Origin of the sequence: Ochrobactrum sp. SSR, assembly GCF_030067775.1 — a bacterium.
GTDB lineage: Bacteria > Pseudomonadota > Alphaproteobacteria > Rhizobiales > Rhizobiaceae > Brucella > Brucella teleogrylli.
Map to the genome: position 1 here is coordinate 1164228 of NZ_CP125970.1, position 15414 is coordinate 1179641.

The window sequence follows — 15414 nt, forward strand, 5'->3', positions numbered from 1 at the left end:
TCCGTTCGGCAAATATCGGTCGGCAGCATATCGGAAAGGGAACTCAACATGCGTATCGTGTGTATTGGAGGAGGTCCGGCCGGCCTTTATTTCGGCCTTCTGATGAAAAAACTTCATCCGGAACATGACATTACGGTCGTGGAGCGGAACCGCCCTTACGACACGTTCGGCTGGGGCGTGGTGTTTTCCGACGCGACCATGGAATCCATGAAGGTCTGGGACCCGGAAAGTGCGGCTGAAATACAGGACGCCTTCAATCACTGGGACGATATCGAGGTTCTGTTCAAGGGCACGCGCCAGCGCACCAGTGGCCACGGCTTCGTCGGCATCGGGCGCAAGCGCCTGCTCAACATTCTTCAGCTGCGCTGCGAAGCGCTGGGCGTGAAGCTTCAGTTTGAAACCGACGTGGAAAGCGATCTCGATTTCCCGGACGCCGATCTCATCATCGCTTCGGACGGCCTGAACTCCCGCATTCGCAATCGCTATGAGGACGTGTTCGAACCCGATCTGATCGTTCGGCCCAATCGCTATATCTGGCTCGGTACGGAAAAGCTGTTCGACGCCTTTACCTTCGATTTCCGCAAGACCGATCACGGCTGGTTCCAGGCGCATATCTACAAGTTCGACGACAAGACCTCGACCTTCATCATCGAAACTACCGAGGAAGCCTATCTGGCGCATGGACTGGACCAGATGGACCAGACCGCATCCATCGATTTCTGCGAAAAGCTTTTTGCGGAAACGCTGGAAGGCGTACCGCTGATGACCAATGCGCGCCATATGCGCGGCTCGGCCTGGCTGAACTTCAACCGCCTGATTTGCGGAAAGTGGAGCCACTTCAACGGCAATTCCCATGTGGTGCTGATGGGTGATGCGGCCCATACCGCGCATTTCGCCATCGGCTCGGGCACCAAACTTGCCATCGACGACGCGATTGAACTGGCCAACCAGTTCCAGAAACTCGGTCACGGCAAGGAAGGCATTCCTGAAGTCCTGCATGCCTATGAGGAAATCCGCCGGGTCGATGTTGCACGCATTCAAAACGCCGCGCGCAACGCCATGGAATGGTTCGAGGTCGTCGGCCAACGTTATGCCGACACGCTGGAGCCGGAACAGTTCATGTATTCCATGCTGACGCGCTCGCAACGCATCAGCCACGAAAATCTGCGCCTGCGCGACAAGAACTGGCTGGAAGGCTATGAGCGCTGGTTCGCCCGCAAGCAGGGGCTGAACGTGACGGAAGACGAGCGTTGCCTGCCGCCGATGTTCACGCCCTACAAGCTGCGCGGCGTGACATTGCCAAACCGCATCGTCGTGTCGCCGATGGCCATGTATTCCGCGACCGATGGCCTGATCGACGATTTCCATATGGTGCATCTCGGCAGCCGCGCCATGGGCGGCGCGGGACTGGTCTTTGCCGAAATGACCTGCGTGTCGCCCGATGCGCGGATTACGCCGGGCTGTCTCGGCATCTGGAACGATGCGCAGGCCGAAGGCTGGAAGCGCGTTGTCGATTTCATCCATGGCAACAGCAATGCCAAGGTTGGCATGCAGATCGGCCATGCCGGACGTAAAGGCGCAACCAAGCTTGCCTGGGAAGGGATCGATCAGCCGCTGGAAGAGGGTTCATGGCCGCTTCTGTCTGCTTCCGCCCTGCCCTATCTCAAGCACAGCCAGACGCCGAAGGCGATGGACCGCGCCGACATGGACCGGGTCAAAGCGGATTTTGTCGCCGCCACCAAACGCGCCGCAGAAGCGGGCGTCGATTGGCTGGAGCTGCATTGTGCACACGGCTATCTTCTGTCGAGCTTCCTCTCGCCGCTCACCAACCGGCGCGAGGATGAATATGGCGGAAGTTACGAAAACCGCGCGCGCTATCCGCTGGAAGTCTTCCACGCAATCCGCGAAGTCTGGCCGCAGGACAAACCGATCTCGGTTCGTCTTTCCTGTCACGACTGGTTTGAAGGCGGCAACACGCCGGAAGATGCTGCGATCTTTGCCGACATGTTCAAGGCTGCTGGCGCCGATCTGATCGACTGTTCGTCAGGACAGGTCTGGAAGGAAGAAAAGCCGGTTTATGGCCGTCTGTTCCAGACCCCGTTCTCCGACAAGATCCGCAACGAAATCCACATTCCGACCATTGCCGTCGGTGCGATTTCGGAAGCCGATCATGCCAATTCGATCATCGCGGCTGGCCGCGCCGATCTCTGCGCCGTGGCCCGACCGCATCTTGCCGACCCGTCCTGGGCATTGCATGAAGCGGCAAAAATCGGCATCAACTCGATCGCATGGCCGAAGCAATATCGCTCCGCCAAATATCAGTATGAAGCCAATCTCGCCCGCGCCGCAGCTGCGCCGCAAGGTGCGAAGTAACGGGAGATTGCGATGAACGATGCCGCTGTTGGCCTTGCCCTTTCCGGCAAGCATGCGCTGGTCACCGGCGCCGGTAGCGGCATCGGCGCCGCTATCGCGGTCGGTCTTGCGCGCGCCGGGGCAAATGTGACCCTGGCGGGTCGCCGCCGCGAACCGCTGGAAGCATCCGCCGCCCTTCTGGACTGGCAACGGTGCTTTATTGCCGATGGGTTCGATGTGACCAACCGCGAAGCCATCGCAACCGGGCTGGACAGCGCGCGCGCCGCATTCGGGCCTGTCAGCATTCTTATCAACAATGCCGGAGAAGCACCGAGCGCGCCGTTTGAGAAAACCAGTCTCGACATGTGGAGCCGCGTTCTCGATGTCGATCTGACAGGCGTTTTCAATGTGACGCAGGCGACCCTCGATGACATCAAGGCGGGCGGCAAAGGCGGGCGCATCATCAATATCGCCTCCACGGCGGGCCTGAGCGGCTATGCTTATGTCTCGGCCTATTGCGCCGCAAAGCACGGGGTCGTGGGTCTGACCCGCGCGCTGGCGCTGGAACTCGCCCGCAAGGGCGTGACGGTCAACGCCGTTTGCCCCGGTTTTACCGATACGCCGATCATCTCACGCTCGATTGCGGCCATTGTCGCCAAGACCGGACGGTCGGAGGAAGATGTTCTGGCAGAATTCGTCAAGGCGAACCCGCAGGGACGCCTGATACAGCCAGAAGAGGTGGCTGAAACCGTGCTGTGGCTCACATCGCCCGGCGCGCAATCGATAACTGGACAGGCGATTGCAATCGCCGGTGGGGAGGTAATGGCAGGATGACCGACGGCACGACTTCGATGGCGAGCAATCTGAAGCCTTTCAAGGACTATCAGGCCACGCATTTTCTATGGCAAACAAGCGAAGACGGTCGCGTTGCCACGCTGACCCTGAACCGCCCGGACCGGAAAAACCCGCTGACATTTGAAAGCTATGCCGAGCTGCGCGATCTGTTTCGCAATCTCGTCTATGCCTCCGATGTGCGCACCATCGTGCTGACCGGCGCTGGCGGAAACTTTTCGTCGGGCGGCGATGTGTTCGAGATCATCGAACCGCTGACCCATATGACAATGCCCGATCTTCTGGCTTTCACGCGCATGACCGGCGATGTCGTCAAGGCCATGCGCAAATGTCCGCAGCAGATCATTGCCGCCGTTGATGGCATTTGCGCTGGCGCTGGTGCCATTCTGGCCATGGCCTCGGATTTGCGCATCGCCACGCCGGAAGCAAAGACGGCTTTCCTCTTCACCCGCGTCGGCCTTGCTGGCGCCGATATGGGCGCATGCGGCATTCTCCCGCGACTGATCGGTCAGGGCCGCGCATCGGAACTGCTTTATACCGGGCGCTTCATGAGCGCAGACGAAGGCGAACGCTGGGGCTTTTTCAACGCGCTGCACCCGCAGGGCGATCTTCTGGGCAAGGCCGAAGCGCTGGCGCGCAATATTGCCGACGGTCCATGGTTCGCGCATGGCATGACCAAAACCATGCTCAATCAGGAATGGGCCATGGGCATTGAAGAACTGGTGGAATCGGAAGCGCAGGCGCAGGCGATCTGCATGGCGACGCAGGATTTCCGCCGTGCCTTCGAGGCTTTCGCAGCCAAGCAGAAGCCCGTTTTCGAGGGGAACTGATGATGGAAAGTTCCGCAGCACTGCCGCTGACGCGGGAGCATCTCGACTGGCCGTTTTTTGACAAAGCTCATGCCGATTGGGCCGCAAAACTGGATGCCTTTGCTCAAAGCCCGGCGTTGGCCGATGTCGATCACAGCGACACGGACAATGCCTGCCGCGCTTTGGTGAAAGCGCTGGGCAAAGCCGGGCTGCTGGAAGCAGCCGTCAGCCTGACGGGCGGCGAAGGGATCGATTCCCGCAAACTTTGTATTGCCCGCGAGACACTGGCCTATCACGATGGTCTTGCCGATTTCGCCTTTGCCATGCAGGGCCTTGGCACCGGCGCGATCAGCCTCACCGCATCGGACGAGCTCAAGCAGGCCGTGCTACCGAAAGTGGCAAGCGGCGAATGGATTTCGGCCTTTGCCCTGTCGGAAAAACTGGCAGGGTCCGATGTGGCGGCGATGAGCTGCGCCGCTAAAGCCGACGGCGATGACTATGTGCTCGACGGTGAAAAGACCTGGATTTCCAATGGGGGCATCGCCGATGTCTACACCGTCTTTGCCCGCACCGGCGAAGCGCCCGGCACGCGGGGCATTTCGGCCTTTGTCGTGTTCGCCACCGATCCCGGCTTTTCCATCGCGGAGCGCATCGATGTGATTGCGCCGCATCCGCTGGCGACGATCCGCTTCGACAACTGCCGTATCCCGGCCTCGCGCCGCCTCGGCGCGCCGGGCGAAGGCTTCAAGATCGCCATGCGCACGCTTGATATTTTCCGCGCATCGGTTGCGGCAGCAGCGCTTGGCTTTGCGCGTCGTGCAGCCAGCGAGGCGCTGTCCCATGCGCGGTCGCGTCCGATGTTCGGCGGCGCTTTGGCCGACTTGCAGCTGACGCAGGCCACGCTTGGCGACATGGCGACCGATATCGACGCCGCAGCACTTTTGACCTATCGCGCAGCATGGCGGCGCGACGTTCAGAAGCTGAACACCACCAAGGAAGCCGCCATGGCCAAGATGGTTGCGACGGAAAACGCCCAGCAAACCATCGACAAGGCCGTGCAGATGTTTGGCGGTCGCGGTGTGAAAAGCGGCGAAATCGTCGAGCGGCTTTATCGCGAGATACGCGCACTTCGCATCTATGAGGGCGCAACGGAAGTGCAGAAACTCATTATCGCGCGCGAACTGCTGAAGGCGAATTAACGCCTGCCCCCGCACGTATTTTCTGGAGACACAACATGCATAAGACACTGCAGCCGCAAGGCTGGGCCCGCCCCATCGGATATGCCAATGGCGTTGAAGCGCGTGGGCGCACCGTCTATATCGGCGGCCAGATCGGCTGGAACGAACAGCAACAGTTCGAGACCGACGATTTCGTCGAGCAGACCGAGCAGACATTGAAAAACATTGTCGCCATTCTGGCGGAAGCTGGCGGCAGGCCGGAGCATATCGCCTCCATGACCTGGTATTTCACCGACAAGGCTGAATATACCGCCAATCTGAAAGGCATCGGTCGCGCCTATCGTGATGTGATCGGCAAGCACTTCCCCGCCATGGCGGCGGTGCAGGTTGTCGCGCTGGTCGAAGACCGGGCCAAGATCGAAATACAGGCTTTTGCCGTTATACCGGACTGAGACCGCCATGACCGATAGAAGCGAATTCTCCGCCGCTGTGACAGGCACGGTTGTCGATGGCATTCTTGTCGTCACGGTCGATAACCCGCCGGTCAATGCCACCTCCGCCGAGGTGCGCAAAGGTTTTGCCGCAGCCATTCGCCATGCGTCAGAAGACGCGGCGATCCGCGCTACCGTGCTGAGCGGCGCTGGCAAGATCTTCATCGGCGGGGCGGATATTCGCGAATTCGGCAAGCCGCCGGTCGAACCGACATTGCCGGATGTCATCACGCTCATCGAAAGCGCTGACAAGCCCGTGGTGGCCGCAATCAACGGTCCCGCTTTGGGCGGCGGACTGGAGGTTGCACTTGCCGCTCACGCGCGGATCGCATCGACCAGCGCATCCTTTGCCCTGCCGGAGGTCAAGCTCGGGATCGTGCCCGGCGCTGGCGGCACGCAGCGCCTGCCCCGATTGATCGGACCGCTGGCAGCGCTCGACATGATCGCCACCGGACGCCAGATCGCCCCGGACGAAGCGCAGCAATTGGGCCTCATTGACCAGATATCGGTCGGCGACCTTGTGGCCGACGCCATCGCGCTCGCCAATGCGCTGATCGGCAAGCCGTTGCGTCGGACCGGCGATCTGTCGGTTACCGCGCCGGATGCTACAGCCTTTGAACAAGCCAAGGCCAAAATCCTGAAAAAGGCACGCGGCGCTACGGCTCCCGGCGAAGCCGCGCGGCTGGTGCAGCTTTCCACAACGGCCTCTATTGCCGAAGGTCTGGCCGAAGAACGCGCAACCTTCATCCGCCTGCGCGACAGCGAAGAGGCTGCCGCCTTGCGGCATCTGTTCTTTGCCGAACGCGCCGCTGGAAAAGTGGACGGCATGGAGGCAAAGCCTCGTGTTCTTTCCAGTATCGGCATCGCCGGAACCGGCCTGATGGGATCGGGCATCGCCGTCACCTGTCTTGCTGCTGGTTACAAGGTCATCGGCTATGAAACGACTGCAGAAGCCGCCGCCAAGGGCCATGCGCGGATCAGCGATATGATTCAGAAGGCTGTCGATACCGGCAGGCTTTCCGCTGAGGCCGCTGACGCCCAACGCGCGAAGCTGTCCGTCAGCGCCGACATGTCCGCACTGGCCGATGCCGATCTCGTCATCGAAGCCGTCTTCGATGATTTCACCGTCAAGGCCTCGCTGTTCCGCGAGCTTGACGCGTTGCTGCCTGCGGCAACCATTCTGGCGACCAATACGAGCTATCTCAATCCGGATGAGCTGGCCGCCGTCACCAACCGCACCGACCGGGTGCTGGGGCTCCATTTCTTCTCGCCAGCCAATATCATGCGGCTTCTGGAAGTGGTGCGCTGCGCGGAAACGTCCGATGAGACGCTTGCAACCGGCATCGCTTTTGCCCGCAAGATCAAGAAGCTGCCCATCGTCACCGGTGTCTGCGAAGGCTTCATCGGCAACCGGATGTTTTCGGCCTATCGCACGGAAGCCGAGAAAATGCTGGCCGAAGGCGCCTATCCCGAAGATATCGATCGCGCCATGGAAGCCTACGGTTTTCCGATGGGGCTTTTCGCGGTTTACGACATGGCCGGGCTGGAAATCGCCTGGGCGCGGCGCAAGAGAGCGGCGGCAAGCCGTGATCCGAAGCTTCCCTATTTCGACGTTGCCGACAAATTATGCGAAGCCGGGCGTTTTGGCCGCAAGGCTGGCCTCGGCTGGTATCGCTATGCGGATGGTGTTCGCACAAACGATCCGGACGTCCACGCATTGATCGATGATTACCGTGCGCGCAACGCCATTATTCCTCGCAATTTCAGCGATGAGGCGATCATGCAGCGTCTGCTCGCCGCCATGGCGCATGAAGGGCAAGCCCTGCTTGAAGAAGGCATTGCGCGCCATTCCGACGATATCGATCTGGTTCTGGTCAACGGCTATGGCTTCCCGTCGATCAAGGGCGGACCCATGTTTGCAACAAGTGATCAGGCAAAATAAAAACCGGCAGGCGGGAGACGGCTTATTCGTCTTCCGCTCCGGAAAGATGGTTTCGCACCGACTTCTTCAGCGGATCGAGATCGGCCAGCAGGGTCTGGATGATATCGTGATCGACATCGGCCATCATTTCCCGCAACCAGCCTTCATGGGCTTTGGCCATCTGGCTGAACACCGAAATGCCCTGATCCGTCAGACGGGCCACCGTGACGCGACGATCGGCGCCCGGCGTCTCACGTTTCACCAGACCTTCGGTTTCCAGCCGTTCCACCAGACCGGTGACATTGCCATTGGTTACCATCGTGCGGCGTGACAGTTCCCCCAGCCGCAAGCCTTCCGGCTCGCGATAGAGCTGCGCCAGCAAATCGAATTGCGGCAGTGTCGCGCCGAATTCATTGCGCAGACGCCGCCGGATTTCCTGCGAGACCAGCTTGGTGGTGGACAGCATGCGCAGCCAGAGACGCAGTTCCGGCTTTTCGCTTTCATGATCGTCGCTGACTATGATCTCGAAATCCACCGACACGCCCATTTCCTTTATTCAAAGCACGCTGGTCAGGCTCAGGAATCGAGCCAAAATCCGTGCTCTAAGAATCGCGTTTGCCGGAAAATATTTCAAGCCTTAAATAAATTGTCCAAAAGCTCTGCGAAAGACCGCGAAACGTCCTTTTCTCCGGGCAGAAAACGACCTCACTGCCAAATTATTTCTAAATGCATATATTTCTTGTTGTGGCGCCCCATTCCGGCGCCGCAAGGAAAGCCCGCTTAAAAAAAGATTTCACGGCAATTTGTGATGTTTATCGGCGCATGAGAACCGCTTAAATACTTGCAAAGTCATATGATATTGCATAGCCTTCTCCTCAAGGCTCAAAGAAGCCATTGCACAAATCCGCAGCTCCACCCACACTGGGTCGAGAGCGGCAAAGACGAGGGAAACTATGAAAGAGACATCCGTTCTCACCGGACTTGCATCCGCATTGGTATCGCAATCGATCAAGGTCGTGGATATTACCGCGCCGCTCGGGCCCGATACGCCAGTGCTTTATCTGCCGCCGCAATTCGGCAAAAACACTCCGAATGTGAAGATCCACGAGATCAGCAAATACAATCAGGACGGTCCGTTCTGGGCGTGGAACTGGATCGAACTTGGCGAACATACGGGAACGCATTTTGATGCTCCCTGCCATTGGGTCACGGGCAAGGACCACGCGAACAACACGACCGACACCATCCCGCCGCAGAACTTCGTCGCGCCGGTCAATGTGATCGACCGCTCTGCGGAAGCAACGGCCAACCCGGATTATCTCCTGACGGTGGAAAGCATCCAGGAATGGGAAGCCGAGCATGGCGAGATTGAAGCGGGATCGTGGGTAATCCTGCGCACCGACTGGTACAAGCGCAACGGCTCCACCGAGACATTCCTGAATGCCGACGAGAATGGCCCGCATTCGCCCGGCCCGACTGCGGAAGCGATCCGCTATCTGCTCTCCAAGGGGATCATCGGCTGGGGTCAGGAAACCATCGGCACCGATGCCGGTTCGGCAGGCGGCATGACCCCGCCCTTCCCGGCGCATCACCTGCTGCATGAAGCCAATCGCTATGGCCTTGCAAGCCTCAGCAATCTCGACCAGCTGCCGGCAAAGGGTGCGATCCTGATAGCCGCGCCTTTGAAATTCGTCGCTGGTACGGGATCGCCCGTGCGCGCATTGGCGCTTGTTCAGGGCTAAAGCTTCCAGCAAGCAATGAATAAGAGAGCGGTTCCGATGTTTCGGTTGGAACCGCTCCAAAGCTTAAGAGCCTGAATCAAAAAGCAGCATGTGTGTGCGAAAATGGTGATTTTCGAGGACCGGAGCGGAGCGTACTTAAAGGTACGTGAGCACCGGAAGCCTCGCATAATCCCGAAAAGTTGCAGATTTTTCGGTTCAGATTATGCGAAAGCAAATCTCAAATTGCCATTTGCAGCCACACAGGACGACTTTTGGAACAGGCTCTAAGATTGCCGTTCCAGATAGGGCAGTTCACGCGGCCGGATCGTGCTGGCCAGCGTATTGATGCGCAGCATGGCGCGTTCGTGCGAGATTTGCAGATGATGCACCAGCGCGCGCTGTGCCCCCGCCAGATTGTCGGACTGTAGACACGTCACGATTTCAAGATGTTCCGGCAGAAACGGCTCGGACGCAAAAAGCCCCGATGTCCACTGATACAGGAAATGATGCGCGACGAGCAGCGTCTGTGGCAGCCGGACCGCCTCGAGCAAGGACGCGCTGTCGCAATGGCCGAGAAGCTCGACATGCAGTTCCTGTTCCAGCCGGTCCAGCGTTTCGCCCGCGACCAGCGGAGCGGTGACCGCTTCGTCCAGATTGCGGCGAACCCGCGCCAGAAATCCCTCGGGCAGACGCGGCAGCGCCTTTTCGAGCGCCAGCGGCTCCAGCACCCATCGCAGTTCGAACAGATCGTGGATGTGCTTGTCGGTGAGCGCCGGTGCGAACCAGCGCCCGCGCTCGTCCTTCTGGATGACGCCGCGCTGCTGTAACCGGGCCATGACGTCCTGCGCCACAGTACGGCTGACGCCATAATGCTTGGCCAAGGCCAGCGCGTTGACGCGCCAGTCGGCCAGCGATGTGCGGGCGAAAATCTCGCTTTCGATTTCGGTATAGATGAGCTGCCAGCTGGGCATGAACTGCATGCGGCTGTCGGCGCTTTTCCTGACAAGCGGGTCGCCGTTCGAACTGCCAGACTGGCGCGATCTGTTCGCCGCTTCTTCGGCAATGGCATAACCGCGCCCCTCCGCCTTGCGAATGAGGCCGCGCTGTTCCAGTTCCGCCAGCGCCTGCCGCGCCGGAACCCGGCTGATGCCGAACAATTCCGCGACCCAGCTTTCCGTCAGTCGCTTGGTCGTTGGAATGGCGCCATTGGCGATATCCGCCGCGAGACTGTCACGCGCGCGCTGGTAAAGTTTAGGTGCGATGTTACGCATCATGTCATTTTTCCTCCCCTGAATGCGTCCGGCTTCTTGTTATTTTGTCCGGTTTATCCCGATACCCACAGGCATGGTGCCTCCTATGTCGGGATCGATGAGCCCACATGCAACCCATTGAGTCCAATATGATTTGCGGACTGATGTTTATCCCCCTGAACGTCCCGTGGACGCGCCCATAAATGCCGGTTTTCCTCCCTAATATATCTCGGATTGCGTCTCCCAAAAAATTCGTATAGTGCATGCACAATACATTATGGCCGGAGGAGTTTCATAGTGCAACAGGCAGTTGACCAGGCGGCGTTCTCGCTCGCCTCACTTGAACGGTTCTGCCGCGAGGTTTTTTCCGCATGCGGTGCCAATGATGCAACCGCTGACGCGGCGACGCGCGCGATGATGCACGGCACGCGCTACGGCGTGGATAGCCACGGCGTCCGCCTGCTCGCGCATTATGTGACCGCTCTCGTGGGCGGTCGCGTCAACAAGACGCCCAATCTCAAGGCAGTGCGCAGTTTCGGCGCCATTGAAACGCTCGACGCCGACGATGCCCATGGCGCGCTGGCAGCTTATACCGCCATGGATCGCGCCATCGCACTCTCCGATCAGTTTGGCATCGGCGCTGTTGCCATTCGCAACAGCTCGCATTTCGCTGCCGCCGGAGCCTATGCGCTGGAAGCGGCGCGACAGGGCCGCATTGGTATCGCCGTCTGCAATTCCGACAGTTTCGTGCGCCTTCATGATGGTGCAATGCGGTTCCACGGCACCAACCCGATTTCGGTCGGCGTACCCACCACCGACGAAAATCCGTGGCTTCTGGATATGGCCACAAGCTCGATCCCCTATAACCGCGTGCTGCTCTATCGCAGCCTCGGTGTTGAGCTGCCGCAGGGCACCGCCTCCGATCTCAACGGTGTGGATACGCGCGATGCGGAAGCGGTTGAAATGCTGGCGCCCCTTGGCGGCGAATTCGGCTTCAAGGGCGCAGCATTGGCCGGTTTTGCGGAAATTCTCAGTGCCGTTCTGACCGGCATGAAACTCAGCTTCGATATTGCCCCTATGGGCGGCCCCGATTTCTCCACGCCGCGCGGCATGGGGGCTTTCGTTCTGGCGATCAAGCCGGAAGCCTTTATCGAACGCGATGTCTTCGATGCGGGCATGACCCGTTATCTCGAAACATTGCGCAATTCACCAGCCCGCGAAGGCTGCACCGTCATGGCTCCCGGCGACCGCGAATGGCGCGTTGCCGAAGAGCGCGAAAAAAGCGGTGTAACCATCGATCCGGTGACATGGCAGTCATTCGGTGAAATGGCTGAAAAATACGGCGTGACCTTGCCCGCCTGACCCAGCCGGTCATAAGCGCAAAACCAAACCGTCAGGGCGGTTACAGCACTGCAAACGCTCTGACCATCATTCGAACTGCGAAGACGTATCCCGGGAGGATATTGGGAATGAACACATCAAACAAGGCGCCATTCGGCGCCAGCCGCTTCCGGTATTTCATACTTTTCATGTGCTTTATCGGCATCGCGATCAACTATCTCGATCGCGCCAATATGAGCGTGGCGCTGCCCTTCATCGATTCCGAATTGGGCCTCAACCTGACCAACACGCAGAAGGGCCTCATCCTTGGTGCCTTCTTCTGGGCCTATGACGGCATGATGCTGTTTGCAGGCTGGATCACCGACAAGCTGGGCGCGCGCAAGAGCTTTTCGCTCGCCGCCGTCTGGTGGTCGGTCTTCACCGCCGTCACGCCGCTTGCCAACAGCTTCTGGACCTTCTTCACCGTCCGTTTCTTCCTCGGCGCGGGTGAAGCCCCTGCCTATCCGGCAGCGACCAAGGCGGCTTCGCGCTGGTTCCCGAGAAGCGAACGCGCTTTCGCAACCGCTGTGATCGATTCCGGTTCGCGCGTCGGCACGGTTCTCGCCCTGCCGATCGTGACCTCGATCATCGCTTTTGCGACCTGGCATTATTCCTTCGTCATTCTGGGTGCTGTCGGTATCGTGTGGGCGTTCTTCTGGTACGTCACCTATCGCGATCCTTCTGAACATCCGCGCGCCAATGATCTGGAGCGCCAGTACATCATCCAGAACGGTGCCCGCACCGATGATAATGACAGCGCAGAAGCACAGAAGATCCGTTGGGCCGATCTGTTCCGCTATCGCACCGTCTGGGGCATGATGCTCGGCTTCTTCTGCCTGAACTTCGTCATCTACTTCTTCCTGACCTGGTTCCCGACCTATCTGAAGACCGCACGCGGCCTGAACCTCGCTGAACTTGGCCTCTATGGCATGATCCCCGGCCTTGCCGCCGTCGTCACTGCCTGGATCGCCGGCCTTCTGGCCGACCGCGCCATCCGCAACGGCGCCAATGTCACCACGGTTCGCAAGATCGTCATGGTGGGCGGCATGCTGGGCGGTGCCGCCATTCTTCCGGCAGCGCTGGTTGAATCGCTGTATGCAGCTTTGTTCTTCCTGGCGATTTCCTATAGCAGCCTTGCCATTGCAGCGACCGCGATCTGGTCCCTGCCAGCCGACGTTGCACCAAGCTCGCGCCATGTGGCTTCCATCGGCGGCATCCAGAACTTTGCTTCGAACATCGCGGGCATCATCAGCCCGTTCCTGTTCGGCTTCCTGCTGGATCAGTTCAACGGCAGCTATACGCCGTCCTTCCTGATGGCCGCCATCATGGCCGTTGTCGGTGCATGCTCCTATGCATTCATCGTCGGTCGTGCAGAGCCTCTGCCGATCCTTCCTCCCCGCTCGTAAGATCATCAGCGAGCGCTGACTGAAAAAGCCCTCATCCGGGTCATCCGGGTGGGGGCTTTTCTATTTGATAATCACGAACGCAGCGCCGAGGCCGGGCTCGTGCGCAGTGTGAGAAGTGCCGGAACCAGAGACACGATGGCTGCAACGAGAATAAAGCCACCAGCGCCGTAAAGGTCATCCACTGAAAATTCGACAGGCATTCTCACAGCCGTTGCCGCCGTCAGCCATGCTGTGATGACATGCGCGGCAGCGTAGCCGACAGCGACGCCCAGCACGATGCCGAGCACCAGCAGGAAGAACAGCTCACCCCAGACAATCGCCACCACCGCACTGACCGGCGCACCAAATGCCCGCAAGGCACCAATCTGGCGCTTGCGCGCACCGATATGCATGACCGCAACCAGCAGCAGCGCGAAAACGACAATCACCTGCGTGCCGATGGCAATTCCGAGCAAAAGTTTGCGCGCATCGCCCAGCGTAGAATAGAGCCGCGTCAGCACTTCCGCCGGAAAGATCGATAATGTCGTATCGGACCTATATTCCTGCCGAAGGCGATAGGCATCAGCAATCGTCTTCGGCTTGACCAGAACCGCCGGAATGCCGGGGCTGCTGGCATCGAACTGTTCATCGAGCGGCGCATCGACATCGATCCGGGCATCGTGAATATGGGTATCGTTCGGCCCGATCACCGCGAGCGAGCCTTGCGCGTTCTTCACAGCCGCATCTTCGTGGTCGTCATCATGACCGCCCATGCCGTGCAATTGCCACACCGCACGAATGGGAACGAGGATCGCGCGATCCCACGCGGTTCCCGTCGGAGCCATCTTTCCGCTGACGTGATAGCTCAATTCCGCATGGGCGTGACCGCCCGTTTCCACCGTGCCGTGCATCGGATTAACCCGACCGCCGATCGGCAAATCCACCGCAGACCCGATAACCGCCTCACCCAGCCGGGCAAAAATAGCGCCTTCCGCCAGTACGGGCGACAGGGCTGCAATCAATTGCGTCGTTGTCCCGACAATGGGAAAGCCCATCGCGCTATCGCCAAAGCCAATCGGCGCAGCGAAAGCGACACGCGGATCAGCAGTAAGCTTGCCAAGCATCGCGCCCGACATCAGCGGCAAGGGCGATGGTTGCAGGAACACCGATGACAAGGTCAGCTGGGTGTCGCTTCCAGCCGCCCCCACGACCAGATCGAATTTCTCCGACGCGCGCGCCGTGCCGAGACGCACAGCCCGCTCCTGCAATGTCACCACCGTGCTCAGGGCAACGGACAGCGCCAGCAGGATAATCACCGCAATGGCTCCGCTCCAGAACCGGCGCAGATCGGCAAGGATGAAAGCGATCATGTCGTGCCCTGCCCCGCAGCGTCTTTCGTTATGCGGCCACCCTCCAGAAAAATCTGCCGCCGCAGGCGCTTCATCAATTGCGGATCATGCGTGACGGCAATCAGCGTCGCCCCCTGGGCGCTCGCGAGCTGCACCAGAAGTTCTGCGATTTCCGCGCCGGTCTTCTGATCGAGACTGGCGGTCGGCTCGTCGGCAATGATGACCCGCGGCGCGGGAAACAGCGCACGTGCAATGGCGACACGCTGCATCTCGCCACGGGAAAGCGTTTCGATATGCTGGTCGGGCCGTTTAATGCCAACTGTTTCCAGAAGCTCCAGCGCCCGTTCGCGCCGCACCGGCTTGACTACCCGGCTCAGTTTCGCGGGCAGCAGGACATTGGCAATGGCCGACAAGCCCGGAAAGAGATGAAAATCCTGCATGACGAGCCCGATATTGCGAGCCCGGAACGCGTCACGCTGAAAAGCCGACAGGCTGCAGAATGCCGCGCCGTCCCACATCACCTTCCCCGTTTTGACGGCCTCAAGCCCGGTGATCGCGTTGATCAGCGTGCTTTTGCCAGACCCCGACGCGCCTGCGATTGAAAGATGCTCGCCTTGCGGCAAATGGAAATTCTCAATGGCAAGCGCTGGCTCACGGAGGCCGGGAAAACGCACTTCCAGCGCGGAAATATCCAGCGAAAGGCCGGAACCATGGTCAGTCGGCATG

13 protein-coding genes are annotated in these 15414 nt (G+C 59.7%); 9 read left to right on the forward strand and 4 right to left on the reverse strand.

Going from position 1 to position 15414, the window contains the following annotated elements; translation table 11 throughout:
• Window positions 1-48 precede the first annotated feature (48 nt).
• The 6 genes from QLQ11_RS16870 to QLQ11_RS16895 are packed head-to-tail and all read left to right on the forward strand — an operon-like array spanning window position 49 to window position 7624.
• A complete protein-coding gene (locus QLQ11_RS16870) occupies window positions 49-2373 on the forward strand; it encodes a bifunctional salicylyl-CoA 5-hydroxylase/oxidoreductase (protein ID WP_109366837.1) in 2325 nt (774 codons plus the stop codon).
• A gap of 12 nt (window positions 2374-2385) precedes the next feature.
• Complete coding sequence (locus QLQ11_RS16875) at window positions 2386-3186, forward strand: SDR family NAD(P)-dependent oxidoreductase (RefSeq protein WP_109366836.1); 801 nt, start codon at window positions 2386-2388, stop codon at window positions 3184-3186.
• Entirely contained in the window at window positions 3183-4034 is an 852-nt protein-coding gene (locus QLQ11_RS16880; protein WP_109366835.1) for an enoyl-CoA hydratase family protein, read from the forward strand. The genes QLQ11_RS16875 and QLQ11_RS16880 overlap by 4 nt, the downstream gene beginning before the upstream one ends.
• Window positions 4035-4036: 2 nt before the next feature.
• On the forward strand, window positions 4037-5212 hold the full coding sequence (locus QLQ11_RS16885) for an acyl-CoA dehydrogenase family protein (RefSeq protein ID WP_109366834.1): 1176 nt from the start codon (window positions 4037-4039) through the stop codon (window positions 5210-5212).
• 35 nt (window positions 5213-5247) lie between these two features.
• Window positions 5248-5643: a RidA family protein gene (locus tag QLQ11_RS16890; protein ID WP_010659199.1), complete on the forward strand. Its 396-nt coding sequence runs from the start codon at window positions 5248-5250 to the stop codon at window positions 5641-5643.
• Window positions 5644-5650: 7 nt separating this feature from the next.
• Complete coding sequence (locus tag QLQ11_RS16895) at window positions 5651-7624, forward strand: 3-hydroxyacyl-CoA dehydrogenase NAD-binding domain-containing protein (RefSeq protein WP_109366833.1); 1974 nt, start codon at window positions 5651-5653, stop codon at window positions 7622-7624.
• A 22-nt stretch (window positions 7625-7646) separates the two neighbouring features.
• Here the strand turns inward: QLQ11_RS16895 and QLQ11_RS16900 are convergent, their stop codons facing one another.
• Window positions 7647-8150 carry a MarR family winged helix-turn-helix transcriptional regulator gene (locus QLQ11_RS16900; protein WP_371830821.1) on the reverse strand — a complete coding sequence of 168 codons (504 nt, stop codon included), beginning with the start codon at window positions 8148-8150 and terminating at the stop codon, window positions 7647-7649.
• A gap of 406 nt (window positions 8151-8556) precedes the next feature.
• Between QLQ11_RS16900 and QLQ11_RS16905 the strand changes: the two genes are divergently transcribed.
• Window positions 8557-9345 carry a cyclase family protein gene (locus tag QLQ11_RS16905; RefSeq protein WP_121538418.1) on the forward strand — a complete coding sequence of 263 codons (789 nt, stop codon included), beginning with the start codon at window positions 8557-8559 and terminating at the stop codon, window positions 9343-9345.
• A gap of 263 nt (window positions 9346-9608) precedes the next feature.
• Here QLQ11_RS16905 and QLQ11_RS16910 read toward each other — a convergent pair whose 3' ends face one another.
• Entirely contained in the window at window positions 9609-10598 is a 990-nt protein-coding gene (locus QLQ11_RS16910; RefSeq protein WP_109366831.1) for a GntR family transcriptional regulator, read from the reverse strand.
• 273 nt (window positions 10599-10871) lie between these two features.
• On the opposite strand from QLQ11_RS16910, the gene QLQ11_RS16915 reads away from it, so the two are divergent.
• Window positions 10872-11936, forward strand: coding sequence for an Ldh family oxidoreductase (locus tag QLQ11_RS16915; protein ID WP_109366830.1), 1065 nt, complete (start codon window positions 10872-10874; stop codon window positions 11934-11936).
• A 107-nt stretch (window positions 11937-12043) separates the two neighbouring features.
• Window positions 12044-13360, forward strand: a complete 1317-nt coding sequence (locus tag QLQ11_RS16920; protein ID WP_109366829.1) for an MFS transporter — start codon at window positions 12044-12046, stop codon at window positions 13358-13360.
• 71 nt (window positions 13361-13431) lie between these two features.
• On the opposite strand, the gene QLQ11_RS16925 is transcribed toward QLQ11_RS16920, so the two are convergent.
• Window positions 13432-14709, reverse strand: a complete 1278-nt coding sequence (locus QLQ11_RS16925; protein WP_109366828.1) for an ABC transporter permease — start codon at window positions 14707-14709, stop codon at window positions 13432-13434.
• Complete coding sequence (locus QLQ11_RS16930; RefSeq protein WP_109366827.1) at window positions 14706-15413, reverse strand: ABC transporter ATP-binding protein; 708 nt, start codon at window positions 15411-15413, stop codon at window positions 14706-14708. Before QLQ11_RS16930 ends, QLQ11_RS16925 begins: the two co-directional genes overlap by 4 nt.
• Between the last annotated feature and the right edge of the window lies 1 nt (window position 15414).